The organism is Sphingopyxis sp. 10G20-10, assembly GCF_057365075.1.
Window position 1 is genome coordinate 1,245,664 of record NZ_CP195117.1, and the last position, 25,349, is coordinate 1,271,012.

26 protein-coding genes are annotated in these 25,349 nt (G+C 60.4%); 12 read left to right on the forward strand and 14 right to left on the reverse strand.

From position 1 onward, the window contains the following. Positions 1–8: 8 nt before the first annotated feature. From argC to ACR3XE_RS06045, 4 genes are all read right to left on the reverse strand, one after another. On the reverse strand, positions 9–938 hold the full coding sequence (gene argC, locus ACR3XE_RS06030) for an N-acetyl-gamma-glutamyl-phosphate reductase (RefSeq protein WP_473698515.1): 930 nt from the start codon (positions 936–938) through the stop codon (positions 9–11). A 3-nt stretch (positions 939–941) separates the two neighbouring features. Beyond that, complete coding sequence (locus ACR3XE_RS06035; RefSeq protein ID WP_473698514.1) at positions 942–1,907, reverse strand: C40 family peptidase; 966 nt, start codon at positions 1,905–1,907, stop codon at positions 942–944. Positions 1,908–1,971: 64 nt separating this feature from the next. Next, positions 1,972–3,378 carry a leucyl aminopeptidase family protein gene (locus ACR3XE_RS06040; RefSeq protein WP_473698513.1) on the reverse strand — a complete coding sequence of 469 codons (1,407 nt, stop codon included), beginning with the start codon at positions 3,376–3,378 and terminating at the stop codon, positions 1,972–1,974. A 47-nt stretch (positions 3,379–3,425) separates the two neighbouring features. Continuing rightward, entirely contained in the window at positions 3,426–4,961 is a 1,536-nt protein-coding gene (locus ACR3XE_RS06045) for a flavin-containing monooxygenase (protein ID WP_473698512.1), read from the reverse strand. Positions 4,962–5,170: 209 nt separating this feature from the next. Here ACR3XE_RS06045 and ACR3XE_RS06050 point away from each other — a divergent pair, with 209 nt between their 5' ends. The 4 genes from ACR3XE_RS06050 to ACR3XE_RS06065 all read left to right on the forward strand — a co-directional run bounded on the left by ACR3XE_RS06050 (position 5,171) and on the right by ACR3XE_RS06065 (position 9,470). Then, entirely contained in the window at positions 5,171–6,295 is a 1,125-nt protein-coding gene (locus ACR3XE_RS06050) for a DUF47 family protein (RefSeq protein WP_473698511.1), read from the forward strand. Positions 6,296–6,309: 14 nt separating this feature from the next. Further along, entirely contained in the window at positions 6,310–7,323 is a 1,014-nt protein-coding gene (locus ACR3XE_RS06055) for an anion permease (RefSeq protein ID WP_486185983.1), read from the forward strand. Between the two features lie 82 nt (positions 7,324–7,405). Continuing rightward, positions 7,406–8,203: a COG4705 family protein gene (locus ACR3XE_RS06060; protein ID WP_473698510.1), complete on the forward strand. Its 798-nt coding sequence runs from the start codon at positions 7,406–7,408 to the stop codon at positions 8,201–8,203. 94 nt (positions 8,204–8,297) lie between these two features. Beyond that, positions 8,298–9,470, forward strand: coding sequence for an FAD-binding domain (locus ACR3XE_RS06065; protein WP_473698509.1), 1,173 nt, complete (start codon positions 8,298–8,300; stop codon positions 9,468–9,470). 21 nt (positions 9,471–9,491) lie between these two features. On the opposite strand, the gene ACR3XE_RS06070 is transcribed toward ACR3XE_RS06065, so the two are convergent. The 3 genes from ACR3XE_RS06070 to ACR3XE_RS06080 form a co-directional block, all read right to left on the reverse strand. Beyond that, positions 9,492–10,973, reverse strand: a complete 1,482-nt coding sequence (locus ACR3XE_RS06070; protein WP_473698508.1) for a DUF4403 family protein — start codon at positions 10,971–10,973, stop codon at positions 9,492–9,494. A 69-nt stretch (positions 10,974–11,042) separates the two neighbouring features. After that, positions 11,043–12,413 (reverse strand): 30S ribosomal protein S12 methylthiotransferase RimO, encoded by a 1,371-nt coding sequence (gene rimO, locus ACR3XE_RS06075; protein ID WP_473698507.1) that lies wholly within the window; start codon positions 12,411–12,413, stop codon positions 11,043–11,045. Between the two features lie 91 nt (positions 12,414–12,504). Continuing rightward, positions 12,505–13,596, reverse strand: coding sequence for a YeiH family protein (locus ACR3XE_RS06080; protein ID WP_473698506.1), 1,092 nt, complete (start codon positions 13,594–13,596; stop codon positions 12,505–12,507). Positions 13,597–13,707: 111 nt separating this feature from the next. On the opposite strand from ACR3XE_RS06080, the gene ACR3XE_RS06085 reads away from it, so the two are divergent. Further along, complete coding sequence (locus ACR3XE_RS06085; RefSeq protein ID WP_486186017.1) at positions 13,708–14,610, forward strand: LysR substrate-binding domain-containing protein; 903 nt, start codon at positions 13,708–13,710, stop codon at positions 14,608–14,610. Between the two features lie 11 nt (positions 14,611–14,621). Here the strand turns inward: ACR3XE_RS06085 and ACR3XE_RS06090 are convergent, their stop codons facing one another. Continuing rightward, on the reverse strand, positions 14,622–15,359 hold the full coding sequence (locus tag ACR3XE_RS06090) for an esterase/lipase family protein (RefSeq protein WP_473698504.1): 738 nt from the start codon (positions 15,357–15,359) through the stop codon (positions 14,622–14,624). An 80-nt stretch (positions 15,360–15,439) separates the two neighbouring features. Here ACR3XE_RS06090 and ACR3XE_RS06095 point away from each other — a divergent pair, with 80 nt between their 5' ends. Then, complete coding sequence (locus ACR3XE_RS06095) at positions 15,440–15,838, forward strand: DUF1761 domain-containing protein (RefSeq protein WP_473698503.1); 399 nt, start codon at positions 15,440–15,442, stop codon at positions 15,836–15,838. Here ACR3XE_RS06095 and ACR3XE_RS06100 read toward each other — a convergent pair. The 4 genes from ACR3XE_RS06100 to serS all read right to left on the reverse strand — a co-directional run bounded on the left by ACR3XE_RS06100 (position 15,830) and on the right by serS (position 20,150). Continuing rightward, on the reverse strand, positions 15,830–16,891 hold the full coding sequence (locus ACR3XE_RS06100) for a potassium channel family protein (RefSeq protein ID WP_473698502.1): 1,062 nt from the start codon (positions 16,889–16,891) through the stop codon (positions 15,830–15,832). The two genes, ACR3XE_RS06095 and ACR3XE_RS06100, sit on opposite strands and share 9 nt — an antisense overlap. Before the next feature lie 8 nt (positions 16,892–16,899). Then, the gene (locus ACR3XE_RS06105; protein ID WP_473698501.1) at positions 16,900–17,991 is read right to left on the reverse strand and encodes a peptidoglycan DD-metalloendopeptidase family protein; all 1,092 of its coding nucleotides are present in this window, start codon (positions 17,989–17,991) and stop codon (positions 16,900–16,902) included. A gap of 111 nt (positions 17,992–18,102) precedes the next feature. After that, positions 18,103–18,870: a 5'/3'-nucleotidase SurE gene (gene surE / locus ACR3XE_RS06110; RefSeq protein ID WP_473698500.1), complete on the reverse strand. Its 768-nt coding sequence runs from the start codon at positions 18,868–18,870 to the stop codon at positions 18,103–18,105. Beyond that, complete coding sequence (gene serS / locus ACR3XE_RS06115; protein WP_473698499.1) at positions 18,870–20,150, reverse strand: serine--tRNA ligase; 1,281 nt, start codon at positions 20,148–20,150, stop codon at positions 18,870–18,872. The genes surE and serS overlap by 1 nt, the downstream gene beginning before the upstream one ends. Here serS and ACR3XE_RS06120 point away from each other — a divergent pair. The 4 genes from ACR3XE_RS06120 to ACR3XE_RS06135 all read left to right on the forward strand — a co-directional run bounded on the left by ACR3XE_RS06120 (position 20,145) and on the right by ACR3XE_RS06135 (position 23,149). Continuing rightward, positions 20,145–20,783 (forward strand): hypothetical protein, encoded by a 639-nt coding sequence (locus ACR3XE_RS06120; protein WP_473698498.1) that lies wholly within the window; start codon positions 20,145–20,147, stop codon positions 20,781–20,783. The genes serS and ACR3XE_RS06120 overlap by 6 nt on opposite strands. Before the next feature lie 201 nt (positions 20,784–20,984). Further along, positions 20,985–21,512 carry a hypothetical protein gene (locus ACR3XE_RS06125; protein WP_473698497.1) on the forward strand — a complete coding sequence of 176 codons (528 nt, stop codon included), beginning with the start codon at positions 20,985–20,987 and terminating at the stop codon, positions 21,510–21,512. A gap of 705 nt (positions 21,513–22,217) precedes the next feature. After that, positions 22,218–22,679 (forward strand): RNA polymerase-binding protein DksA, encoded by a 462-nt coding sequence (dksA, locus tag ACR3XE_RS06130; RefSeq protein ID WP_473698496.1) that lies wholly within the window; start codon positions 22,218–22,220, stop codon positions 22,677–22,679. Positions 22,680–22,756: 77 nt separating this feature from the next. Beyond that, positions 22,757–23,149, forward strand: a complete 393-nt coding sequence (locus ACR3XE_RS06135) for a PilZ domain-containing protein (protein ID WP_473698495.1) — start codon at positions 22,757–22,759, stop codon at positions 23,147–23,149. A 28-nt stretch (positions 23,150–23,177) separates the two neighbouring features. Here ACR3XE_RS06135 and ACR3XE_RS06140 read toward each other — a convergent pair whose 3' ends face one another. Continuing rightward, positions 23,178–23,336: a DUF465 domain-containing protein gene (locus tag ACR3XE_RS06140; protein WP_473698494.1), complete on the reverse strand. Its 159-nt coding sequence runs from the start codon at positions 23,334–23,336 to the stop codon at positions 23,178–23,180. A gap of 138 nt (positions 23,337–23,474) precedes the next feature. Here ACR3XE_RS06140 and ACR3XE_RS06145 point away from each other — a divergent pair, with 138 nt between their 5' ends. Continuing rightward, positions 23,475–23,672, forward strand: coding sequence for a YdcH family protein (locus ACR3XE_RS06145; RefSeq protein WP_473698493.1), 198 nt, complete (start codon positions 23,475–23,477; stop codon positions 23,670–23,672). Between the two features lie 94 nt (positions 23,673–23,766). Continuing rightward, a complete protein-coding gene (locus tag ACR3XE_RS06150) occupies positions 23,767–24,243 on the forward strand; it encodes a DUF1465 family protein (RefSeq protein WP_486185984.1) in 477 nt (158 codons plus the stop codon). 12 nt (positions 24,244–24,255) lie between these two features. Here ACR3XE_RS06150 and ACR3XE_RS06155 read toward each other — a convergent pair whose 3' ends face one another. Beyond that, positions 24,256–25,338 carry a DUF2332 domain-containing protein gene (locus tag ACR3XE_RS06155; protein ID WP_473698490.1) on the reverse strand — a complete coding sequence of 361 codons (1,083 nt, stop codon included), beginning with the start codon at positions 25,336–25,338 and terminating at the stop codon, positions 24,256–24,258. Positions 25,339–25,349: the final 11 nt, after the last annotated feature.

Here is a 25,349-nt window from a genome sequence, read left to right on the forward strand (position 1 = left end):
CCGGATCGTCAGAGGCGCAGGCCCGTGGTTTCGGGCAGTCCCGCCATGATGTTCAGATTCTGCACACAGGCACCGCTGGCACCCTTGCCCAGATTGTCGAGCCGCGCGACCAGCCGCACCTGGGTGCCGGTGGTATCGCCAAAGAGCATCAACTCCATATGATCTGTGGCGGAATCTGTATCGGATAGCAGCAATTCGCTGGTCGGCGAGTTTGCGTCGTCGCGGCCCACGCTGATCAGCGGCGAGCCATCATAATGCCGCGCGAGCGTATCAAAGATTGCGTCCGCCGTGGGTGATTCAAAGCTCAATGGAACCTCGACAAGCATACCGCGATAAACCGGCACAACGGCGGGCGCAAACAAGGGCGGATGGACCAATTTCGCGCCTTGGGTCATCTCGGGAACATGCTTGTGGCCCATTTGCAGACCATAGCTGCGAAAGCCGATGTCGGGTGCGGCCTCAAATCGCGCGATCAGATCTTTGCCGCCGCCCGAATAGCCCGACACGGCATTGACGCTGAGCCGCGCGCCATGTGCGACCAGTCCGGCCTCAATCAGCGGCGCGACCAGCGCCAGAAAGCCGGTGGGGTAGCAGCCCGGATTGCTGACGCGCTTGGTCTTTGCAATTGCCTCGCGTTGTCCGTCGCGCAATTCGGGAAAGCCATAGGTCCAGCTGGTGGCGACGCGATGCGCGCTCGACGCATCGATAATCCGCACGGCTGGATTGCTGACCAGTGCGACCGCCTCGACCGCCGCGGCATCGGGCAAGCACAGAATGACGAAATCGGCATTGTTGAGTGCTTCAGAGCGGCGCGTAGGGTCTTTGCGTTCGGCATCGGGCAGGGTGATGAGCGAAAATTCGTTCCGCCCGCTCAGCCGTTCGGCGATTTCCAGCCCGGTCGTTCCCGCCGCGCCATCGATGAAGATGTTTTGTGCCATCGTTTAACGCGGCCGCTTATAGCCACAAACCGGCGGGGCATTGTCATCGGAAGCCGAGCGCGCGATCAGGTCGGCCAATGGCTCCGCCTTCACTTCCATCCAATGGCTGCTGGCATGAACGATGGTAGCAGCGTCGGCCATGATGCCGACATGGCCGGGAAAAAAGACCAGATCGCTACGTTCCAGCTTGGCCGGATCGACATCAGTGTCGGCGCCTAGGAACGCCAGTTGCAGATCAGTGTCGCGCGGCAATGGGACGCCGGCGGTTCCCCACGCCAGTTGAACCAGCCCCGAACAGTCGATGCCGTTGGGCGTGCGACCGCCCCAGACATAGGGCACGCCGATCATCTTTTCGGCCAAGGCGGCGGGGTCGTCGCGCTTCGCGTCAGCGTCTTCGACACTGTCGGCGGTCAGCCAGCCGTGCGCTGTTTCAATCCAGTCATCCCTTTGCGTGCCCATGACCAAGGCACCGTGCGGTATGCGCGCCGAACCACTGCTATTTGTATCGGGCGCAGAGTGAAGCATTGCTTCGGCGACGCGCACGCGGTGGGTCGGTGCAATCGGTGCGCCAAGCGCGTCGGCTGCCAAATAGCCGACATAATGATCGGACAGGCAATAGCCCCAAGCCCAGCCGCCAGTCAGGTCGAGTAGCGCAAAGCCTTCACCGAACAGCAATTCGCTGCGCTGCTCGGAATCCACTTTCGGTTCAGCCCGCAACGGCGAAGCGGCCAACACACAGCTTCGCATCATCGGCGCGGCATAATGCGGCGCGAAATGCTGTCCCGCGACGGCGATGTCGGCAAGGTCCGGGCGGATGGCCACGACACGCGGATCATAGTCAAATGACGTCCCGGCAAGGCCAAAACGGTCGCGTCCCGGCCCGACAACACCGGGACGGCCCATCCGGACGGGACCAGAAACCGCATTATCGCCCTGCATTGCTTTCACATATTTATCCTGTTGCGTCATGGCCGCGTCAACGGCTGACAATCGCGCGGCATTAGACCAGCCCTGCGGTCATTATCAAGGATGTTCAGGCTTTGCTGCCACGGCCATATCGCGCCTGCAACATGGCCCAGGCCGCGCGCAGACCCAGCGCCTCGCCGCCCTTGGGACGTCCGGGCTTGGCGGTTGGTCGCCAGGCAAAGGTGTCGAGATGCGCCCAAGGCGTGCCCGTAGCCACAAAGCGTTTGAGGAAAAGGGCAGCCGTAATCGATCCGGCAAACGGGCTCGATCCAGCATTACCAAGGTCGGCAATGTCTGTTTCGAGCAGATCCGCATAGCCATCCCATAGCGGCATACGCCATAACGGGTCGTCGCGGTCGGTGCCGCCTGCCAGCATATCCGATGCCAAATCATCATCTGTGGCAAACAAGGCGGGGAGGTCAGGGCCAAGCGCGACACGTGCCGCGCCGGTTAGTGTAGCAAAATCAAGGATCAGGACGGGCTTTTCCTCGCAAGCCCTGGCAAGTGCATCGCCGAGTACCAGCCGACCCTCGGCATCGGTGTTGCCGATCTCGACCGTCAGGCCGAGCCGACTGGTCAAGACGTCGCCGGGTCGGAATGAATCGCCTGAGATCGCATTTTCGGCCGCCGCGACAAGGCAATGCAGCCGCACCGGCAGCCCCGCCGCCATCACCAGTTCGGCCAGCGCCAGCGCATGAGCGCTGCCGCCCATATCCTTCTTCATCAACCGCATTCCGGCGGCAGATTTGATGTCGAGACCGCCGCTGTCAAAACTGATGCCCTTGCCGACGATCGCCAGTCTTGGGTGTGTGTCTTTCCCCCAGTTGATTTCGATGAGTCGCGGCGCGTGATGTTTGGCCGCTGCGCGTCCAACCGCGTGAATCATCGGATAGCCTTGCTCTAACTCGTCGCCCTTGGTGACGGTCAGCTTGCCGCCATGCGCCTTGGCCAAATCGGCTGCTTGTCGTTCAAGCGCGGCTGGCCCCATATCGGCGGCAGGCGTGTTGACGAGGTCGCGAACCAGCGCGACGCCGCGCATTTCGGCAATCACCGCGGCAATCGCGCCGACATCGCTGGTCAAGAGAACACGCGGGGCTTGTGGATCGGTCTTGGGACGATAGCGATCAAAGCGATATTGTCCGCTCATCCAGCCGAACAGCGCTTTTCCTGGCTGACGGTCGTCGGCGAGCCGATAGCGACCTTCGGGAAGCATGGCGCCCAGTTTGGCAAGGCACCAACTCGACAGACTGTCGACATTGGCGACGCAGGTTACGACAGACCAGTCATCGGGGTCGTCGCCTGGCAAAATGGCGTGGGCATAGGGTTTGGGTTTGAAATCGGCGGCAGAGAGGGCAGCACGCTCGCGTGTGCTGCGGCCCTTCAGCCAGTCCTCATAGCTGTCTTTGTCGACGAGGTGGATGGCGCGGGCGTCCTGCCCTTTGTCCGGCTGGATCAATGTGGAATAATCGGTCATGCGCCGGTTGCTAGTCGCAGACGGAAACATTGTCGATTCTGGGCCTTCTATTCGGCGGCTTCCAGCTCTGGCTCCGCGCTCTTGCTCGCCGCGCCGGTGGCGTGCTTGAACGCGATCACCCCGTCATCAACCGGATGTTGAAGCATGATGATCCGATCCTTCAGATAATCCTGATTCAGCCGCCAAGGCGCGGTCACGCTGTTGCGCGGCAAGCTGTTGATCGAACGCTGGATATAACCCGACGAGAAATCGAACAATTCTTCCTGCTCCAGCGGGCCATCAGGCGAAGCAACGACATAGTCGGCCCCCTTGCGGTCCATTTCATTGAGCAAACGACAGGCATAGCCCGATACGACATCGGCTTTGAGCGTCCAACTGGCGTTCAGATATCCGAACACCACGGCCATATTGGGAATGTCAGAGAACATGCAGCCTTTATAATAGAAATGGTCGTTCCATGTGACGGCCTTGCCATCGACCTTGAACGCCACCTTTCCGGCCACCGCGAGCTTTAGTCCGGTTGCGGTCACGATGATGTCCGCGTCGAGATGTTGGCCCGATTTCAGTTTGATGCCGGTCGCATCGAATTTATCGATATGGTCGGTAACAACATCCGCCTGACCGTCGCGGATGGCCATGAAGAAATCGCTGTCGGGCACAAGGCACAGCCGTTGCTCCCACGGATTATAAGGCGGAGAAAAGGCCTTTTCATCATATTTGTCGCCCAGATCTTCCTTGATCTTATTGGTCAGCATTTCCTTCATTTTTTCCGGCTCTGCCCGTGCCTTTTTGAAGGCGTAATTTTGCAAGCGGACATTTTTGAAGCGCGTGAAACGATAGGCGAGGCTGTCAGGCAGAATCTTGCGCAGAAAATTGGCGAGCCTGTCCTCTGCAGGGCGTATGAAATAATAGGTTGGGGTGCGTTGCAGCATCGTGACATGGGCGGCGCCTTTGCCGTCGCCCTTTTCGGTCAGTGAGGGGACCAGCGTCACCGCGGTGGCGCCCGATCCGATCACAACGACGCGTTTGCCGCTGACGTCGAGATCCTTGGGCCAGAATTGCGGGTGAACAATCTGTCCGGCAAAATCATCGCGGCCGGTGAAATCGGGATTATAGCCCTGATCATAGTCATAATAGCCCGACCCCATGTACAGGAATCGAGCTGTCGTTGTCGTCCGCTGTCCCGCTTCATCCTCCAGCGTCACTGTCCAGCGCGCGGTGGGCGTATCCCAATCAGCCGAGATGACCTTGCGGTTGAATTTCATATGCGGGCGCAAACCGCGATCATCGGTAATCTTGTTCAGGTAATTCAGGATCGATGGCCCGTCGGCGATGGCTTTTTGCTCGCGCCACGGTTCGAAAATAAAGCCCAGCGTGTGCATATCGCTGTCCGATCGGATGCCAGGATAGCGGAACAGGTCCCAAGTTCCGCCCAGATTGGCGCGTCTTTCGACCAACGTAAAACTCTTGCCCGGACAATGTTTTTGTAAATGCACGGCCATGCCGATGCCCGAAATGCCCGCGCCGACGATCAACACATCCTGATCGACGGGGGCTGCGCCCTCGGTCGCGGACCGTTTCATGGTTGCCGTGCTTGCCATCTTACCGTCTCCCATCACCTGTTTTGACACAGCTTACGCACCACGTTTCATTTTGCAATCGAATTGACGTTTACGGAAGGTGGGCATTTGGGCAGGCTGCCATTGCCGCTGCCAAAAAAGCGTCATAAGGACGCCATGCGTTTGAAATATTCGGCCAAGGCGCCGATACGGAATAAATGGGGGGGCAATTCTTGCGACAAATCGCTGTTCTTCCCTATCGATTTGCCGGACGCGAACAGGACGGACAAACCGAAATATTGCTGATTACCTCGCGCGAATCAAAGCGTTGGGTCATTCCCAAGGGCAACCCGCTGTCGGGCCATTCGCGCCATGCGGCGGCTGCGGTCGAGGCGGAAGAAGAGGCCGGTGTCATCGGCGCGGTCTGCCCGACCCCGGTTGGTAGCTATCACTATCGCAAACGTCGCGCCAACGGCGCGTCGGTCATGCTGGATGTCGAGGTGTTTCCGCTTGCGGTCACCGATGAACTGTCCGCGTGGAAGGAAATGGACGAGCGCGAGCGGCGCTGGTTCCCCTTTGACGAAGCGGCATCGGCGGTCGACGAGCCCGATTTACAGGCGCTGATTCGATCCTTTGGTGACACGGGATTTCGGGCTGCCGCCAAGCCGCGCGGTCTTGTCGAAAATGTTGCAGATAAAGCAGGGGTGAGTTGGATGTTCGGTTGGTTTCAGCGCCTGTTGCCGCAACAGGGCAATTTCTTTGAACTGTTCGAAAGCCATGCCGCAACGCTGGTCGCGGGTGCCGGTGCTTTGTCGCGCTTGTTGCAGGGCGGCGACGGATGGGCCGACCATATCCAGGAAGTGATCGAGCGCGAACATGACGCCGACGCGATCACCCGCGAAGTGTTGCAGACAGTCCGCCGTACCTTTTTGACGCCGTTCGACCGCAGCGCGATTACCGACCTGATCGCCTCGATGGATGATGCGCTCGACGAAATGCAAAAAACCGTCGGCGCGATCGACCTATATGATGTGCGCGAGTTCGAGCCCGAAATGCGCGACATGGCCGGCATCATTGTCGATGCCGCACGACTGACCGCAGAGGCACTGCCGCTGCTCCGCAAAATCGGGACCAACGGCGGGCGTTTGCACGAGTTGACCGAGCGGTTGGTGCGGATGGAGGGCCATGCAGATGAAATCCACGCCGCCGGATTGAAAAAACTGTTCAAGGAATATGGGCATAAGGATACGACCAAATTCCTGATTTACCGCGAACTTTACAGCCATCTTGAACGTGTCGTCGATCGGTTCGAGGATGTCGCGAACGAGATTGACGGTCTCGTGATCGATCACGCGTGATTGCGCGCTGACCCATGCATGAACTGGCTTTTCCCCTCCTCGTCGGGCTTATCGGACTGGCGCTGGCCTTTGATTTTCTCAACGGTATGCATGATGCCGCAAACAGCATTGCGACGGTTGTGGCGACGCGGCTTTTGCGGCCGATGCAGGCCGTCGCTTTTGCAGCCTTCTTCAACTTTGCCGCTTATTTCCTGACGATCGGCTTTCCGCAACTGCACAAGGTTGCCGAAACGATCGGAAAGGGCCTGATCGATAAGGATCTGGTGACTCCAGCCGTGGTGTTTGGCGCGCTGGTTGGGGCGATGTTCTGGAATATTGTCACTTGGCTAAAGGGCATTCCCAGCTCGTCCAGTCATGCCTTGGTTGGCGGCATTGTGGGGGCTGGTGTAGCCCATGCAGGTATCGAGGGCATTCAGTGGAACGGACTGAACAAGACCGTCATCGCTATCTTTCTGTCTCCGATGCTCGGCATGTTGCTCGCGTTGCTGATTATGCTGGCGAGCAGTTGGGCGCTACGGCGCGCGACGGCCAAGAGCGCAGAAAAAAGTTTTCGCTTCCTCCACCTTTTATCATCGGCGGCCTATTCGATCAGCCACGGACTCAATGACGCGCAAAAGACGATGGGGATCATCACCGTTCTGCTTTATTCGACCGGTTATCTGGGCGGCGAGTTCCACATTCCCCATTGGGTCGCGATCAGCTGTTATCTCGCGATAGCCCTTGGCACTTTGTCGGGGGGCTGGCGGATCATCGAGACAATGGGCGGGCGCATCACCAAATTGTCTCACCATCAGGGGTTCAGCGCCTCGCTGGGCGGTTCGGTCATGGTCTTCACTGCCTCGCTGCTCGGCATCCCGGTATCGACGACGCATACCATCACCGGCAGTATCATTGGTGCCGGTGTGGCGCGTCGTGCCTCGGCCGTGCGCTGGGGCGTCGCCAGCAATGTCGTCGTCGCTTGGTTCATCACGATCCCGGCCAGCGCGGCGGTGGCGGCGGCCTTTTATATGCTGACGCGGTTGTTCTGATCCGCGAGAATCGGATATTGCGTAAGGCAAACGCAAGGTGCGGATTTCGATGATGCTGAGCGTCTAGCCCAAGGGAGCCGAAATGGCTCCATCAACACGAATGGGGGGCACATTGGCATCGGATTCATCCACGACGGACTTGCTCTGCAAGGTTCCAGCCGCGACCGCCGCGTTCTGGCTGGTTAAGATTCTCGCGACGACAGTGGGTGAAGTGGGCGGAAATTTGCTCAGCATGGATTGGAACCTCGGTTATTTGGAGGCAACGGTCTTGCTTGCGGGAATTTTCGTTGCGCTCGCGTGGCTCCAGATCCGCGCCCGCCAGTTTCACCCCAGTCTGTATTGGGCAACGATTGTGGCCTCCACCACCGCAGGAACGACGCTTGCCGACTATGCGACACGCTCGATTGGGCTGGGCTATACTGGCGGTTCGCTTTTGCTGTTCGCCTTGGTGCTCGCATCCCTCTTGGCTTGGAAAATGGCGATTGGCCGCGTGTCCGCCGACGATATCGCCGACCGCAAAACAGAGGTTTTCTATTGGCTGACCATCACCTTTTCTCAGACGCTGGGCACGGCGCTCGGTGACTGGTTCGCCGATACCGCAGGTTTTGGATATAGTGGGTCAGCGTTGGTGTTCGGTGCCGTGATGCTGTTCATCCTCGGCCTCCATTATGCGCGGGCGGTCAATGGCGTTATCCTGTTCTGGGCCGCCTTCATCCTGTCGCGCCCCTTGGGTGCCGTGGTCGGCAACGTCTTTGACAAACCGCTCGATCATGGGGGGCTTGCCATGAGCCGTCCGCTGATCGTAATGACTTTGACGGGAGCGATGATCTTGGCATTGTTGGTTTTTCCGCAGCGTTCCGGTCACCACCGCGCGACATAGATACTGCCAGCTTGCCCTGGACAGCCTTATGTTAGGCATCGTCCCGTCAGGTGTCAGCGCGGCTGCCTGACTGAGCATGATGGAGGCGGTGAATATGCGGGTTGCGATAAATGGCGCGGGGATTGCGGGGCCGACGCTGGCCTGGTGGTTGCGGCATTATGGGCACGATCCCATTCTGTTTGAAAAAGCCGTAACACCGCGCACAGGCGGCTATATCATCGACTTCTGGGGATCAGGCTATGACGTGGCCGAAAAAATGGGATTGCTGCCTGCACTCACCCAGAACAGCTATTTAATTCAGACTTTGCGATCGGTATCGGCCAGCGGTCGCACCCGGTCCGCGCTCGATGCCCGTGTGTTCGACGACTTTACCGATGGCCGCTATTTTAGTCTCGCACGCAGCGACCTTGCCAACCGCATATTGCAGGCTTGCGACGGCATCGAGTGCCGGTTTGGTGTCTCGGTGGATAGCTATGACGAACGGCCCGATGGGGTGGTGGTGACCTTGTCGGATGGCACGACCGAAGCCTGTGATTTGTTGATCGGCGCGGACGGCCTGCATTCGCAGGTGCGTGCCTTGGCCTTTGGAGCGCAGAGCCAGTTTGAAGTGCCGCTAGACCTGCATGTCGCCGCCTTTGTCATCACCGGTTATCGTCCGCGTGAGGAACTGGCCTATGTCCAGTTCACGCGCCCCGACCGCCAGATTAATCGCGTCGCGCTGCGCGATGACCAGACATTGGTGTTGTTTGTTTTTCATGACCGCTTTGTGACCCGAAAGCCGCAGACTCCGGACGAACAAAGGGCGGCGTTGCGCGCGATATTTGGCGATATGGGATGGGAGGCCGATGCCATCCTGTCGCATCTGGATGTCGCCGATGATCTGTATTTCGATCGGGTGAGCCAGATCCACATGCCACAATGGAGCAAAGGCCGTGTGTCGCTGGTGGGCGATGCCGTTGCGTGCCCGTCGCTGCTCGCCGGTGAAGGCAGCGGGATGGGGATGACAGAGGCCTATGTGCTGGCGGGCGAACTGCATCGGTGCGGCGGCGATTTCGCGGCGGCCTTTGCTGCTTACGCCGCCCAATTGCAGGATTATGCGCGCGCCAAACAAGAGGCGGCTGTCGGTTTCAAGGGCTTCTTTGCGCCACGCAGCGGGTTTGGCCTTTTCATGCGCGAGGCGGCGATTCATTTGATGCGGATTCCGGGCATGGCCAAGCGGCTGATCGGGCCGGGCTTCTCCAACAATTTCGCCTTGCCCGATTATTGAGCCTTGTACGCGCAACGCGCGTCAGGGCGAGGGACGATAGTCCACTCGGGCTGCGCCCTTCATCCGGACGGGCAGATATAGGCCGTTGCCATAGGCGTGAATCTGGCCGGTTTCAAAATCGTCGACGCTTGTATGGATGTTGAAGTCGCCTTCGCGCCGTTGTTCGAGCGCCAGCCGGATCTTGCCTTCCAGTTTTCCTACTTCGCCAGCAAAATTTTGTGTCAGGGCGTCGGCGATCATGGCCGAATAGGCGGGGCTTTTGCCAAAGGCCAGCAACAGATCGCCATCTACGCGGTTGGTGTCGCCACTGATGCTGAGGTCGGTAAAGCGCACGGTGGCGGACCCCGGATCATTCACCGGAACGGCGGTCATCCAGATGCGCCCGCTGATCGGCTTTTTGCGAAACAGCGGCGGCTGGACTTCCAGATCAATTCCAACCGCAATCTTGCCTTGGGGTGCGCCATAGGCGGTGACTTTCTTGAACACGGCCTTCACCGCGCCGATGTGCGGAATATCGAAGGGCCTCTCGGCGCGGCGCGTGACGGCGTTCAGGATGACCGGCTCTAGCTCGGCATAGTCGGCGATGACGGGCACGAATAGGGCGAGGTGTGGGCGCGGCGCATCCAACACGAGCGGCGGAAGCGGGGTCGGGGCCGGATTGTCCGGTCGGTTGGCGACAAAAGTCTCGGTGAGCGCCTCCAGCCCCAGGTCGAGCCGCAGCCGCTGGCCATCGACCCGATAACCACCATAAAGGATGCGCTGCGGCGTCACCCGCATCCAGACCGGCGGATTTTCGCGGTTCAGGCTGAGCGTCGTAAAGCTCTTGCGCCAGATATCGGCGGCCTGTTGCTTGATATTGATGCGCCCGATCTCGCGGTTCACGACGCGTTCGACATTGCTCACAACGGGGGCCAGTTTTTTGTCCGCCTGCTCGGTAAAGTGAATGCGCTGGCCCAGAAAATCGACGCCCGGCGGCTTGGTCCAGCCATAATGTATCCGGGCTTTCCCCCGCACGCTCCAGTCCGGTCGCAACTCCACGCGGACACGGGCAGAGGCCATGGCCGCCCCGGTGGCGGTTTCGCTTTTCAACACGCCCCCCACATCGCTGCCGGTGATCCGCGCCGTGATGGGCATCTCAACGACAAGTTCGTCCCTTTCGCCGCGCAGGCGCAGCGCGCCGCGTGTGACCTGACCCGTGATGGTGCATTTGATGGAAGGCGTGACTTTAATCTTGCGCCCGAAAACCTTGACCCGCTGTGGCGGCACGCATTGAGTGTCGCGCTTGTTGATCGTCCACAACACACGCGGCACCGCGCGCTCAAGCTCCTGACGCAGCAAGGCGGTGCTGGTTTCAATCGGGACGGCAATCAGCGATTGTTGCGACGGGGTCGGCGCGCTGTCGGTCGCGCGCGGCGGTGCGATGTCGGCCTTTTTGCTTTGCGTGCAGCCGGCGAGCGCCCCTGTCAGCAACAGGGCCGCGCCAATTCGCTTGATTGCGTGCATGATTCGGCCCCTGACCAATGCGCCCGCGACCAATTCAATCAGGTAAGGCCGCTACATGCAAATATTGGTTTAGGAGGCGACCGCTCCGAACAGATCATGCTCGTCGGCGTCTTCGACCGTCACATCGACTATATCGCCCGCGCGCAGCGTAGCCGCAACGTCCCGCAGATAGACATGGCCGTCGATTTCGGGCGCGTCAGCTTGTGAGCGGCCGGTAGCGCCGATGCTGCCGTCTTCGTCAGCCTCGCCCACCTCATCGATGATGACGGGCAAAGTGCGACCCACTTTGGCGGCCAGTTTGGCGGCGCTGATAGCGGCGGTTTTTTCCATGATGCGCTGAAACCGCTCTTCCTTGACCTCCTCGGGCACGGGGTCGGGCAGGGCGTTGGCCTGTGCGCCTGCGACGGGCTCAAAGCGAAAGGCACCAACGCGGTCGAGCTGCGCTTCGTCGAGCCAGTCGAGGAGATATTGGAAATCGGACTCGGTCTCGCCGGGGAAGCCGACGACAAAGCTCGACCGGACGGCAATGTCGGGGGCGATGTCGCGCCATGCTTTCAACCGTTCGAGCACCTTTGCCTCATTGGCGGGGCGCTTCATGCGTTTGAGGACGCTGGGGCTGGCATGTTGGAACGGGATATCGAGATAGGGGGTGAGCAGCCCCTCGGCCATCAGCGGGATGATCGCGTCGACATGCGGATAGGGATAGACATAATGGAGGCGGACCCACGGGGCGCGGCCTTCGCTGGTCTTGAGCTGGCCCAATTCGCGCGCAAGGTCGGTCATATGGGCGCGGACGGTGCGGCCCTTCCAATCGCGCGCATCATGGCGCGTATCGACGCCATAGGCCGATGTGTCCTGGCTGATGACCAGCAATTCCTTGGTCCCTGCCGCGACGAGCTTCTCGGCCTCGCGCAGCACCGCGTCGATGCGGCGGCTGACCAGTTTTCCGCGCAAATCGGGGATGATGCAAAAGGAGCAGCTGTGGTTGCAGCCTTCGCTGATCTTCAAATAGCCGTAATGGCGCGGGGTGAGCTTCAGCCCGCCTTCGGGCACCAAGTCGACGAAGGGGCCTTGCGTTGCCGGCGCGGCGTCATGGACGGCGTCGACGACTTGTTCATATTGATGCGCGCCGGTGACCGCAAGGATGCCCGGAAAGCGCGCGCGGATCGTGTCCGCTTCATTGCCCATACAGCCGGTGACGATGACGCGGCCATTTTCGGCCATCGCCTCGCCAATCGCGTCGAGGCTTTCTTCTTTGGCCGAATCGAGGAAGCCGCAAGTGTTGACCAGCACCACATCGGCGCCCGCATAATCGGCGGACAGGCCGTACCCATCGGCGCGCAGCTTGGTCAAAATGCGCTCGCTATCAACCAGCGCTTTCGGACAGCCGAGCGACACCATGCCGACCTTCGGCTGGGAGGGGAGGGATTTTGTTGCCATGATTGGGCGCGCGCATAAGCGATTTTTAGGTGCTTGTCACCTGCTGGTGGCGGCAGGAGTTGATCGATGCGATGAAAAAGCGGATTCGCGTTCAAAGGAGATGAAGGATTGCGAGTAGTGCAAAGCTGATAGTACCCAAGCCGATGAGGGACACAATGACGGTCGTCGTTACCCGTGCACCCGCCGAGGCAATGCTGCGCACATTTACGCCAAGGCCTAGTGCGGCCATAGAGACCACCGTCAAAAAGGTTGCAATAATATTGAAGGGCTTAAGGGCAGTCTGCGGCACTAAATCAAGTGAGCGTAATGCAACAAAGACCAGAAAGCCGACGATAAACCAAGGAACGAGATGTGCGAAAGGCGGGGTTTTTCGCTTTGGCCCTGAACCGGCCACGACGGCGTCGGCAGGTTCCGGTTGAGGATCGAGACGAGGTGCAACCAACGACAACAAGAGGCAAACCGGACCGAGCATCAAGACCCGGACTAGTTTGACAAGAGTCCCGATTTGCGCCGCGACGGCGCTGGTTGGCGCGGTTGCCGCGATCACTTGTGGCACGGCATAGACGGTCAGGCCGGCAAATGTTCCATAAGCAATGTCGCTCATCCCAGTGATGCCCCCGACTAGTGGCAAGCCAATAACAACGGCGACGCCAAGTACGGCGGTAAAGGCGATGGCGGCGGCAACATCATCGCCATCGGCGCTGATTACGGGGGCGATGGCCGCGATGGCCGAATTGCCGCAAATGGCATTGCCACAGGCAACCAGCAGCGCCATTCGTGTCGGTAATTGCAGCATTTTCCCGACGCCAAAGCCGAACAGAATGGCCGTGGCGACGATGACGGCGATACCCGCGAGCAGGGCAGGGCCAGCAGCTAGAATTGTCGCCGCGCTCACCGAAGCGCCGAGCAGCACGACAGCAATCTCGAGCAGATATTTCGCACTGAACGCGATACCTGAATGCCAGCGTTCGCCGGGCGTCCACAAACTACGCAGAAGTGTGCCGCCGACTATGGCTAGTACTAATGCTTCGAGCCATGCTTTGCCAAAGATAGCGCGCTCCGCCGACTCGCATAGATAGGCGGCTGCGGTAACGAGCAGGCATAACGCAACGCCGGGAATGATCGAGCCAACGGTCGGTGCGCCATGCCGTTCGGTGCGGGGGAAGGAAGCGGTGAGAGTCATGTATGACAATCCTTTCGTCCGCTTCATTCGGCCTATGCATTCAATCTATCCAACGCATTGTTATTGTCATTTCCATTGATAAAAGTGATGAGTTATGGCACTTCCCCTGCCATGAAATTGGAGCAGCTTCGAATCTTTGTTGGGGTGGCCGAGCGCCAGCATGTGACCGACGCAGCGCGCGCACTAAATATCACCCAGTCTGCCGCTTCTGCCGCCATCGCCGCATTGGAAGAACGTCATGCGATCAAATTATTTGATCGTGTCGGGCGCGGGATTCGTCTGACCGAGGTCGGCCACGCCTTTCTGGACGAGGCGCGGGCAGTGCTAGCAAGAGTCGCCGCAGCAGAGCTGTTACTTGACGAATTTGGGGGCTTGCGTCGCGGTGCGTTACGTATCGTAGCAAGCCAGACGATCGCCGCTTATTGGCTGCCCCCGATTCTTGCCGCTTTCCATCAGAAATATCCGCAAGTCGCCACTGATCTGGCGATTGGCAACACAGAGCAAGCGGCGTTAAAGGTGCGGGAGAGCGACGCGGATCTGGGCATCGTTGAAGGAAAGGTTGATGATCCGGCGCTGGCCCACTGGGCGCTGGGCGAAGATCGACTCATACTTGTTACATCCGATAAGACCAAACAACAGACGATTGATGCCGATTGGTTGCGCCGCGCGCGATGGGTCATTCGGGAATCAGGGTCGGGTACAAGGTCGAGCTTTAACGACGCCCTTCGCGCACTGAAGGTTGATCCGGACGCTCTGGACGTTGCGCTTGTATTGCCGTCTAACGAAAGCGTCCGCACAGCTGTCGAGGCAGGGGCGGGCATCGCCGCGTTATCGTCGCTGGTGGTTGCCCCGCTGATCGCTACGAATAGGCTCTATCCGCTACCCATTGATCTGGGCCATCGCTCATTTTACGCCGTGCGACACAAGGAACGCTATCGTTCCAAAGCTGCCGATGCCTTGCTGGACATCATTGCAGAATTACCGAGAAGCGCCGGAGCGCGACCCGCTGTTTGAAACAGAATCGCCTAGCCCCCCAGTGTATCGGCGATGATGCGCCATACCCTCGGGTTGATGCCGAGGCTGAGGTGGCCGCCGTCGACTTTGATGTTGCGCGCCTGGGGGTTGTAGATGTCGATGGCGATGTCGGGGCCGACGACGCCGTCGCGGTCGGTATAGATAACCGTCAGCGGCTGGGTCAGCCCTTCGCTGTTGCGGGCGTGGATCGCCTTTTCATAGCGGTCGAGGTCGAGGTTGCGCCGGTCGCTGACACGCGCGCCGATCGAGGTGTATTTGGGGCCGCCGATCAGCGGCGTGCCCATGGTGATGACTTCGCGCACCAATTCGGGGTGCAGCCGCGCGGTTTCGCGGGCGATGATGCCGCCGAGGCTCCAGCCGATGAGGGTGACGGGGTCGCCGTCGCTCCCTTCCGATATGCGGCGGGCATGGACGGCAAAACGCTCGACATCCTTCGCCACCTGACCTTCGTTGCGCCCCAGTCCCCAGTCGCTGACTTGATAGCCGAGATGGCGCAGCCATGCCTCCAACGGGCGCATCGACAGTTCGCTGGCGCGATAGCCGGGCATGACGATGACCGGTCGCCCATCGCCGCGCGGCGCTCCCAACAGCTCAAAGCCGCGCAGACCAAAGCGCATCATGTCCAAGGGCAGGGCAAGCTCCGCCAATTGTGCAAAGCTGCTGGGTGCGCGCAGATTGGTCGGCATGTCGATCGGGCTTTTGGCCGTGCTTTTGGTGCTGCGGGGCATGGAGTCGCCTTCCTGTGTGGTTGGGGTTAAGGTCGGCCCGCTGACCGGCTTTGGCAAGTCCGGCATCGGAGGGATGACAAATGGAACAAATGAATTGGATCGCAATCCCGATTGCGGCGCTCGCGGGCTTTGTGGTTGGCGGGCTGTGGTACGGGCCGATATTCGGCAAGGCGTGGATGAAAGAGCGCAAGCTGACCGAGGCCGATCTGACGCAGGGTAATATGGCGCTGATTTATGGCACCACATTCGTGCTGAGCGTCGTTTCGGCACTGTTTTTGGGCCATTTACTGGCTCATTTCGCCCCCGATGCGCACCGCACGATGATGTTGGCGACCGGCATTGCGCTGGGCTTTATCATTCCCGCCATCGGCATCAATTATCTGTTCAGCCGCGCGAGTATGAAGCTGTTCCTGATCGATGCCGGTTATTGGTTGGTGTTCTATGCCGCGATGGGCGGGGTGTTCGTCGCGCTAGGATGATGTGCTGTCATCGTCGCCATTGCGGCAACGGATGACCTCGACGACGATATCTCCGGTCTTTAGCTGCTGCGCCTCGGCTTCCCAAAAGCCATAGGCGATGCCGCCGCGATAGACGCGCAGCCCCTTGCCGCCGCTGCTGATCTCACCAAGCGCTTTGCCAATTTCTTCAGGCATGACCGGGCGTTCGTTAAGCTGGACCCGACCCGAGACCGAGGCGAGGTCGGCGAGATAGTCGGCGATATGCGCGCCCTGCGCCGAACCGGCGAGCAGCAGGCCGGTAAAGCTGACCGGGTTGATGACATTATTTGCCCCCGCCTGACGCGCCAGCAGTTCATTGTCCTGCGCGCGGATGACGACGCTGATCGGGACGTGCGGCGCCAGATGGCGGACAGTGAGAACGATGAGGATCGAACTGTCGTCGCGCCCTGCCGACACCAAGATCGTGCTCGCCTCCTTGATCCGGATGTCGAGCAGAATATTGTCGCGCGTGGCATCGCCGAGCATGACATTGCAGCCCAGTTCCTCAGCAGCGTTGATGCGCGCTTCGGAGCCGTCGATGACGACGATACAACTGGGGTCGGTGCCGCGTGCGATCAATTCCTTGACCGCCTCTGACCCGCTGATCCCGAACCCCAGGACGACGATATGGTTGCTGAGTGCTGATTGGATACGGGCCATGCGCCATTTTTCCCAACTGCGTTTGAAAACGAATCTATAGGCTGTGCCGACAAAAATGAAGAGCACGGCGATGCGGATCGGGGTGACGATGACCGATTCGATCAAGCGCGCTTGATCGCTGACCGGCGCAATGTCGCCAAACCCCGTCGTCGTCACCGAAATCATCGTGAAATAGATGACGTCCAGAAAGCTGACATTGCCGTCATGATGGTCGACCAGTCCGTCGCGGTCGAACCAATGCACCATGATGACAAAGAAAATCAGCAGAATGGCCAGAGCAATCCGCCCGGAAATATCGGCCCAGACCGGCACCTTGCTGGCGCGGCGCAGCGGGTGAAAGGTCCGTAACTGGGATTTGGCTGGGCGTTTAGCCATATTCCTCCTTAGCGCGGTGGCAATTTGCTCAGCGGATCGACAGGGACGCGGTCCTTGCGAAGCTGAAAGTTCAATTGCGGAGTTTGGACTTGTCCGGTCGCCCCGGCAAGCCCGATCACGTCGCCCGCCTTGACCGCCTGACCGCGCTGGACGCTTAATTTACCGGCATGGCCATAGGCGCTGATCCAGCCGCCGCCATGATTGATGAGGATTAGGCCGCCATAGACGCCGATCTGATCCCCCGCATAGGCGACAACGCCGTCGGCGGCGGCGTGGATCGGCGTGCCGGTCGCCGCCGCGATATTGATGCCGTCGTTGACCTTGCCCGGCGCAAGGCGACCGAAGCGGGCGATAATCGGCCCCGACAGCGGCCATTGGAAGCGTCCGTTAAAGCTGGCAGGCGGCGCGATGGCGGTGGTGACGGGGCGTCTGGGGGCGGCGGATGCAGCGGTGGGCAGGCTGCGCTGGGCCAGAGCGGGCTGGCTGCCGGTGATGATATCGTCAATATCGAGCGAGAATTTGGCCGCGCGCGCCGCGACATCGACGTCGGTATCGGCCGTGGCGGCGGCATGGGTCTCGGCGACGGGGTGCGCGTCCCTAGGCAGCTTCAACCGTTGGCCGATGCGCAAGATATAGGGTTCGGTCAGCGCGTTGATCGTCGCAATTTCTGACCAGTCGGTGCCATAAGCGGCAGCAATCGCGATTCCCGTTTCGCCCGCTGCGACCGTATGAAACAGTCCGGCGGGTATGCGTAACTGTTGCCCCGGCACCAGCGTATAGGGCGGGGCAAGGTCATTCTCTATCGCAATGGCATCGGTTCCTGCGCCGGTCATCACGCCAATCGCGCTCAATGTATCACCACGGCGCACCGTATAGAGGCTGGATTCCACAGTCCGGGCGTTGGTGGTGACCGGTTGCAGGGTCCATGTTGGGTGAGCGTCCCCGCCGGTAACACGACTTTCGTGGGGAAGGTCCGCCGATGCCGTCTGGCTGGTTTGAGGATAAGGTGCGTCACCGACGCGGGGCGCAGGCGTGGGGATGCAACCCGCGAGCGCGAGTGCTGCTATCAGCAGAATTGCATGAGACCCCCGACGCGACATTGCCGCCGTCATGCCAAAGCGCGCGTGCAAATGCCAGTGCCGTCGGGGATTGGGTGTAGCATATTGTGAAATAACCGCCCTTCAACAAGCTCTGAGTGAGCGGGGTGCGGGCTATGCCGGGTTATAGAGTGAGCGCAGCGCGTCAAGCGAGGCATCGTGGGTCAGGTCCAGTTGCAGCGGGGTGACGGAGACATAACCATCATCGATGGCTTCGAGGTCGCTGTCATTGCCCGGCGACTGTTCGATGCCGTGCAGCCCGAACCAATAATAGCGATAACCGCGCGGGTCGGTGCCTTCGACAATCGAACCGCGGCTATAATCGTGAAAGCCCTGCCGGACGACGCGCACACCGCGAATCTCATCGACGGGCAACGCAGGAAAATTGACATTGATCAAAGTGCGCGGCGGCATGTCCATCGTCAGCAGCGGGCGGAGGACACGCGCGCCCCATGCCTCGGCAGCCCCAAAGGGAACGCGGTCGCCCATGCCCTCGCGGGCGTATATCTGGCTGAGCGCGATCGATTTGATTCCGGCGAGCGCACCCTCCATCGCCGCCGACACTGTGCCCGAATAGGTGATGTCATCGCCCAGATTGGCGCCGCGATTGACCCCCGACAGGATGACATCGGGCCTTTCGGGCATCAGCTTGCCAATCGCCATCATCACCGCGTCGGTGGGAGTGCCGGACACCGACCAGCGTTGCGGCGCATGTTCGCGTACCCGCACCGGGCGCGACAGGGTGAGCGAATGGCCAGCGCCGGACTGTTCCTCGGCTGGCGCGCAGACCCAGATATCGTCGCTAATCTGCCGCGCAATCGCTTCCAACACGGCAAAGCCGGGGGCGTGATAGCCGTCGTCGTTGGTCAGAAGAATGCGCATCAGTTGCTAGGCTCGATCCGTTCGATGGTGCCCATATAGGGGCGCAGCGCCTCTGGAATGTCGATGCTGCCGTCGGCTTGCTGATAATTTTCCATCACCGCAACCAGTGTGCGCCCCACCGCGAGGCCTGACCCGTTGAGGGTGTGGACGAACTGCGTGCCTTTTTCGCCGTCGGGGCGATAGCGCGCGTTCATCCGCCGCGCTTGATATTCGCCAAAATTTGAGCAGCTTGAAATTTCGCGATAAGCGGACTGGCCGGGAAGCCAGACTTCGAGGTCAAAGGTTTTCATCGCCGTGGCTCCCATATCGCCGGTGCACAGCAGCATCTTGCGGTAAGGCAGGTTCAACAGCCGCAATATGCTCTCGGCGGCTTGAACGATATGCAGATGCTCGGCATCGCTATCCTCGGGGCGAGCAATCGTCACCAGTTCGACCTTGTCGAATTGATGCTGGCGGATATAGCCGCGCGTGTCGCGCCCCGCTGCACCGGCTTCGGACCGGAAGCAGGGAGTCAACGCAGTCAGCCGTTGCGGCAGGTCGGCAGCGGCAAGGATGCTCTCTCGCACGCTATTGGTCAGTGACACTTCCGACGTCGGGATCAGCCATCGACCATCGGTGGTCTGGAACAAATCTTCGGAGAATTTGGGCAGCTGTCCGGTGCCATAAACGGCCTCGTCGCGCACCAAGAGCGGCGGCGCGCATTCGGTAAAGCCATGATCGCCGGTCTGCACATCGAGCATGAATTGGCCGAGCGCGCGGGCGAGCCGTGCGATGGACCCCCGCAAAAAGGTAAAGCGCGCACCCGACATTTTGGCGGCAGTTGCAAAATCCATGCCCAGCGCGGGGCCGATATCGGCATGTTCCTGCGGCGGAAAATCAAATTCGCGCGGGGTTCCCCAGCGCGCGATCTCGACATTGGCATCTTCGTCATCGCCATCTGGCACATCGTCAGCGGGCAGATTGGGGAGCGCAGCGATCATCGCGGTGAGGATTTCGCGCGCTTCGCGTTCCTGATCTTCCTGCCCCGCCATCACGCCCTTTAGTGCGGCGACTTCGGCTTTCAGGGCTTCGGCGGCGTCCTTGTCGCCGCTGCCCATGGCCTGACCGATCGCCTTTGACGCTTCGTTACGCCGCGCCTGATTCGTCTGCATCGCGGTTTGCAATGCGCGAAGCTCGCTGTCGGCGGCCACTATCTTGTCAGCAATGGGGGCGACGCCACGGCGTGCGAGGCCGGCGTCGAATTGGGCGGGATTGTCCCGGATCAGGCGGATATCATGCATGGCAATGCGCTATGGCGAGCGAGCCGCGCGCGTGCAAGCCTGTCGTGCGGTGATGACGCTCAAGAAAAAAGGCCGCCCAAGTGGGGCGGCCTTTCAGGTTTGGGGTTCGGGGGTCGAATTCCGAACCTCCAGCGGATATTCTATGCGGCTTCGCGTTGTTCGCCATTTTTGTTGGCGGCACGACGACGCGCAACCAGCGCGGCCGCTGCGGCACCGAACAGCAACATCATCGGCGGAGCCGGAACCGGTGTCGGTGTGCCCGACGACCCGCCGCTCGTGCTGCCGCCGGAGCTCGACGAAGACGAAGATGACGACGAAGAACTGCTGCTCGACGAGGATCCGGTGCTGCCGGTTGAGCCGCCGAACGAGCTGCTGCCGCCGGTGGCGCCCGAAGAGGTTGCGCCGCCCGATGACGAGCTGGACGAAGAGGATGACGAAGAGCTGCTGCTCGACGAGGATCCGGTGCTGCCGGTCGAACCGCCGAACGAGCTGCCGCCGTTGCTTCCGCCCGAAGAGGAGCTGGACGACGACGAGGAGGAACTGCTGCTGCTCGAAGAGCCGCCGCTGGAACTGCCCGAGCTTCCCGAGCCGCCCGAAGACGACCCGCCTGAACCTCCCGACGATCCGCCATAGGAGGAGCTTCCACCGTGCGATGATCCACCACCGTGCGAAGACCCACCACCGTGCGAAGACCCGCCACCATGCGACGAGCTGCCGCCGTGCGAAGATCCACCGCCGAAGGACGATGATCCCCCCGAAGAGGAAGAACTGGACGACGAGGATGAAGAGGAACTCGACGAGGAACTGCTGCTCGACGAAGAGGTGGAGCTGACATTGCCCGACGAACTGGAAACGCCGCCGGTCGACGAGCTGACGTTACCCGACGAGCTGGAGACGCCACCGGTCGATGAACTGACATTGCCAGATGAACTCGACACGCCGCCCGTCGATGACGAGATGTTCACGCCACCGGTTGATGTGCTCACGCCGCCGGTTGAACCGATGTTGATATCGATATTGATACCTCCAGAGCTGGTCGTGCCGCTGCTGCTGGGCGGCGGCGTCGTGCCGCTGCTGCTGGGTGGTGTGGGATTGCCGCTGCTGCTGGGCGGTGTGGGATTGCCGCTGCTGCTGGGCGGTGTGGGATTGCCGCTGCTGCTGGGCGGCGGTGTAGTCCCGCCGCTGGTCGATGTCGTCGAGGAGATAACAACGCTGCCGCCGCCACCGCCGCTGCTGCCGCCAAAGAAGCCGCCGAAAAAGCCGCCGCCACCAAAGCCGCCGCCGAGTCCGCCGCCGATGACTGTAACGCCGCCGCCGCTGCTGCCGCCTTCAAAACCGCGACGTTGCGGGAAGGGGGCGTAGGGAATCGGGGGCAGAGGGATGGTCTGGGTGACCACGGTCTGCGTCGGAGTGGACTTTCGAATGATGCGCTTGGTGGTCACGACGCGACGAATACGTTTGACCGCCCGGCGCTTTGCATGACGCTTGCGCACCACTTTTTTGCAGCATGATTTGGCCTTTTGCACATGGGCCACGGCCGGAACGTCGGCAATTTGCATTGCGCCGCTGCCGATCAGCGCGCCGCCACAGGTGCAAGCGCAAAGCTTTGCGAGGGCCATTCGGACAGACATAGGCTTTTCTCTCTTTTCCTGTTGCTGGTTAAAACGGCTCCCGGTGGGGCACCTGATTCCAACCTCCGCTATCTGCAATTGGCCAATGTTTTGTGAACAGAGCAATTGCATTAACCGCGTTTCGCTGTCCTAGCCTGAAAATATAGTGGTGAAATCAGGATTGCTGACTGTGCCTGTCCCAAAATCATACGGAAATTGCGGAAAGATTGAGCGATTGGTTAATCGTGCCGCCTTTCGCGGAGGGTCTGGCCTGCGAATCCGGCAGGCTCTGTCCGTGCAACAGAGGGCGCTTTGGTTCAGCCGCGCTTCACCGTTCATCGTTATGGGGACGCTCTATGCTTGTGTCGCGACGGACGGCTGGTTATAGGCGCGGCCCATCCTTGGACGGTCCGATGACCGAAAGAGCAAGGGAGCAGGAAAGGACGTGGGGAGAACCATGCCGACCAATATTGCCGACGTAGGCGCGGATGCCCTGCGCGAAGCAAAGACGTCTCTTGATACGGACTATGTGCCCCGTGACGACGAGCCGTTCATGAACGAACGGCAGCAGGATTATTTTCGCGGATTGTTGCAGGCCTGGAAAAGGACGATTCTTTCAGAATCCGAATCGACCTTGGCGCATTTGCAGGATGGTCCGATGCGTGAACCCGATCTGGCCGATCGGGCATCGAGCGAGACCGACTGGGCCATCGAACTTCGCACCCGCGATCGCCAGCGCAAGCTGATTTCCAAAATTGATTCGGCCATTCGCCGGATTGAAGATGGCGAATATGGCTTTTGCATGGTCACCGGCGAGCCGATCTCGCTGGCTCGCTTGCAGGCGCGTCCGATCGCGACAATGACGCTGGAAGCGCAAGAGCGGCACGAGCGCAACGAGCGCATCTCACGCGAGGATTAACAACAGCCCATTTACCGTTCCGAAACAGCTTTCAGATAAGCCCTGTTCAACAACGAATAACAGGGAACTGGGCGCAGATGAATCCTTATGGCACGCGGCCTTTTGATGACGAACCCGGCATGGCGAGCCGCGAAAAGGAACGCGACAGCCTGTTCATGCAGGCACATATTGCAATCGGGGGCTTTTCAGACCCGGTCACAGTGCGGGTGCGCAACCTGTCACCCGGCGGAATGCTCGCCGAAACGAAGGTCGTCGCCGATAAAGGAACAAAGGTCATAGTCGACCTGCCCAATGTAGGACCGGTGCCCGGCCGCATCGTGTGGGCCGAAAGCGGAAAATTCGGAATTGCCTTTGATCTGGCTGTCGACCCCCAGGCGGTTCGCCGCAGGGTTGGCAAGGACGCCAACAAGCCGTCCGTTCTGACCAGTTTGGGATCGGGCCTCGATCAAGCGCCGTTTCGTCGCCGCTAGGGTGCAGCGACGCCACGGCGGCGGCGCATCAGTGTGCGCTTTCCATCGTTTCCTTGACCTTTAATTTCAGCTTTTTGAGCTCCGCCAACAGAGTCGTGTTGGGGGCAGGTCGCCGTTCTTCATTCGCAATTTTCACATCAAGATCCGCGTGGCGGGACTTCAAAGCGGATAGGTGCGACATGTTCATGGGCCATTCTCCTTTTTGCGACTCAGGGTAGCATGGGGATTAAACCACGGATTGCGACAATTGTCGCGTGGATACCGAACCAATTCGGTCAGATGGGCATGGTTGCGGACAGGCTGTGAGCGTGGCAGAGGATCGAGCGTGAGCCAGGAAGAAATCACCCAGCGTCTGGAACATCTGCGGATGGAGCATCGCGACCTCGATCAGGCCGTTCTCGCGCTGAGCGATCAGGCGGTTCCCGATCAGCTGGCGTTGGCGCGGCTCAAGAAACGCAAACTGCGCCTGCGCGATGAAATCAGCTGGTGCGAGGATCAGTTGGTGCCCGATATAATCGCCTGATTGTGGGCGCTGGCCCCGGTTCGGGACAGCTGCGCGGCAACAAAAATGGTTACCGCCGTTGCACTCCCCGCCTGCGGCATGGCATCGCATCGGCATGGGACAAGGGCTTATCACCGATCCGCCAATTTCCGCGCCAGTGCAAAAGGCGCTGGTCGAGAATCTATATGTCGAGGCGATGCTGCTCGCCGATGAGGCGCACACTGCTTTTGCCGGACTGCGCGACCGCTGGCGTGGCGGCACGGACGGGCTGACGCAAGTCGGACTTGCCTGCGAATCGTTGAAGACCACGACAAGGCTGATGCACATCATCGCCTGGCTGCTCCACCGCCGCGCGATAATGGCCGGTGAGCCCGGCGCACAGGCGCAGGACAGCGCCGCGCATATCGGTGACGCCATTCCGGCCGACTGGAAAATCTGTATCAATTTTGATTCGCATTGTCGGCATATCGTCGCGAGCAGCGAGCGGCTGTTTGACCGGATCGCCGCGATCGAAGCGGGTTGGGATGAAGAAGCCGGACCGACCTTAGCACCGGTTCAGCAGTTGCTAGCACGATTGGAAGCGCAGCTTTAGGGCTGTCTGTCCCTAGACTTCACCCCATTTTACCCACGCGCCATGCGGATGCGCCTGAGCGAGTTTGACGGGCGCGCTGTCACCCGGCCAGTGCCGCACCACCAGTTCATGATGATGGGCAGTCCGGTTCGCCTCTAGCGCGATCCACGCCAGCGGCCGGTCGTCCGTGGCGCGCGCGCCTGCCGCTTCCATCGCCTCTGTCACCCGCGCTTGCTGATCGGCGGGGACATATTGCCAGACGATTGAGTGCATCAGGACGCGCGTCGTACCCGCATCCTGCGGTCGCGCCAGTTCGGCCTCGACAAAATCGGCGGCATTGCTGTGGACCAGATCGGGACACTGCTGCTTTGCCGCGGCTATGGCGGCCTCCATACGTTCAAAGCGAACGGCATGCTCGGGCCAGATATAGGCTTTCAGACGCAAGGCTTGCTCCGGGTCGGTGAGATCGACCGGTGCAACATCGCAACCCTTCAGGCTGGCAATATCTATTTCATGATGTGGCGGCGGCGCGCCCTCCCATTCTGGCTTGAAAGCCATTGCGCCGGGATCGGGGCCGACAGCGACTCCGCCCAGATCATAATGATAACGGTCCAACATCAGGTTGATCCCGGCGCTGGACCCGATTTCCAGACAGTCGAATCGCGCATGCAGGCCTTGTTCGGCAAGCCACAGCATCGCGGCGATGAAATTGGCCGAGCGTCCTGCTTCATTGGTTTGTGGCGGTCCATCGAGCCACGGGAGCAGCGCCGATTCATGCTCTGCGATGATGGCGGCGACGATGGCGGCATCATCGACGCCCTGTGCATCCGCATAAATGAGCGCAAGGTTTGGCGCGGCTCCCGCCAGATGCAGGGCGTGCAGCCCGCCAGCCGCGCGCAGGGGCAGGGCGTCGGCCAGCGGCGCGCCTTGCCAATCAGCGATTTTTTGCATGAAAGCTGTGGCCGGCTTGTCGAGTTGCTTCGCGACTGCAGCAACAATGCGCGCGGTAATCGGCGCGCCGCTATGCTGGCAATACAGGACTTGATTGGCAAAGGCGGTGCGGATGGAGTCTGCTCCGGTCGCGTTCATATCAATAAAGTCATAGCGCTTGCTCATGTTGCCCTTTT

Bases quoted from the DNA above. Each gene is read 5' to 3' on its own strand.
- ACR3XE_RS06065 (WP_473698509.1), top strand. From the start codon at position 8,298: ATGCGGGTTGCGATAAATGGCGCGGGGATTGCGGGGCCGACGCTGGCC.
- ACR3XE_RS06090 (WP_473698504.1), bottom strand. From the start codon at position 15,359: ATGCCCCGCAGCACCAAAAGCACGGCCAAAAGCCCGATCGACATGCCG.
- ACR3XE_RS06095 (WP_473698503.1), top strand. From the start codon at position 15,440: ATGGAACAAATGAATTGGATCGCAATCCCGATTGCGGCGCTCGCGGGC.
- ACR3XE_RS06150 (WP_486185984.1), top strand. From the start codon at position 23,767: ATGGGACAAGGGCTTATCACCGATCCGCCAATTTCCGCGCCAGTGCAA.
- ACR3XE_RS06055 (WP_486185983.1), top strand. From the start codon at position 6,310: ATGCATGAACTGGCTTTTCCCCTCCTCGTCGGGCTTATCGGACTGGCG.
- ACR3XE_RS06080 (WP_473698506.1), bottom strand. From the start codon at position 13,596: ATGACTCTCACCGCTTCCTTCCCCCGCACCGAACGGCATGGCGCACCG.
- ACR3XE_RS06070 (WP_473698508.1), bottom strand. From the start codon at position 10,973: ATGCACGCAATCAAGCGAATTGGCGCGGCCCTGTTGCTGACAGGGGCG.
- rimO (WP_473698507.1), bottom strand. From the start codon at position 12,413: ATGGCAACAAAATCCCTCCCCTCCCAGCCGAAGGTCGGCATGGTGTCG.
- argC (WP_473698515.1), bottom strand. From the start codon at position 938: ATGGCACAAAACATCTTCATCGATGGCGCGGCGGGAACGACCGGGCTG.
- ACR3XE_RS06155 (WP_473698490.1), bottom strand. From the start codon at position 25,338: ATGAGCAAGCGCTATGACTTTATTGATATGAACGCGACCGGAGCAGAC.
- ACR3XE_RS06135 (WP_473698495.1), top strand. From the start codon at position 22,757: ATGAATCCTTATGGCACGCGGCCTTTTGATGACGAACCCGGCATGGCG.
- ACR3XE_RS06120 (WP_473698498.1), top strand. From the start codon at position 20,145: ATGCATGGCAATGCGCTATGGCGAGCGAGCCGCGCGCGTGCAAGCCTG.
- serS (WP_473698499.1), bottom strand. From the start codon at position 20,150: ATGCATGATATCCGCCTGATCCGGGACAATCCCGCCCAATTCGACGCC.
- ACR3XE_RS06045 (WP_473698512.1), bottom strand. From the start codon at position 4,961: ATGAAACGGTCCGCGACCGAGGGCGCAGCCCCCGTCGATCAGGATGTG.
- surE (WP_473698500.1), bottom strand. From the start codon at position 18,870: ATGCGCATTCTTCTGACCAACGACGACGGCTATCACGCCCCCGGCTTT.
- ACR3XE_RS06035 (WP_473698514.1), bottom strand. From the start codon at position 1,907: ATGACGCAACAGGATAAATATGTGAAAGCAATGCAGGGCGATAATGCG.
- ACR3XE_RS06040 (WP_473698513.1), bottom strand. From the start codon at position 3,378: ATGACCGATTATTCCACATTGATCCAGCCGGACAAAGGGCAGGACGCC.
- ACR3XE_RS06100 (WP_473698502.1), bottom strand. From the start codon at position 16,891: ATGGCTAAACGCCCAGCCAAATCCCAGTTACGGACCTTTCACCCGCTG.
- ACR3XE_RS06060 (WP_473698510.1), top strand. From the start codon at position 7,406: ATGGCTCCATCAACACGAATGGGGGGCACATTGGCATCGGATTCATCC.
- ACR3XE_RS06105 (WP_473698501.1), bottom strand. From the start codon at position 17,991: ATGTCGCGTCGGGGGTCTCATGCAATTCTGCTGATAGCAGCACTCGCG.
- ACR3XE_RS06140 (WP_473698494.1), bottom strand. From the start codon at position 23,336: ATGAACATGTCGCACCTATCCGCTTTGAAGTCCCGCCACGCGGATCTT.
- ACR3XE_RS06085 (WP_486186017.1), top strand. From the start codon at position 13,708: ATGAAATTGGAGCAGCTTCGAATCTTTGTTGGGGTGGCCGAGCGCCAG.
- dksA (WP_473698496.1), top strand. From the start codon at position 22,218: ATGCCGACCAATATTGCCGACGTAGGCGCGGATGCCCTGCGCGAAGCA.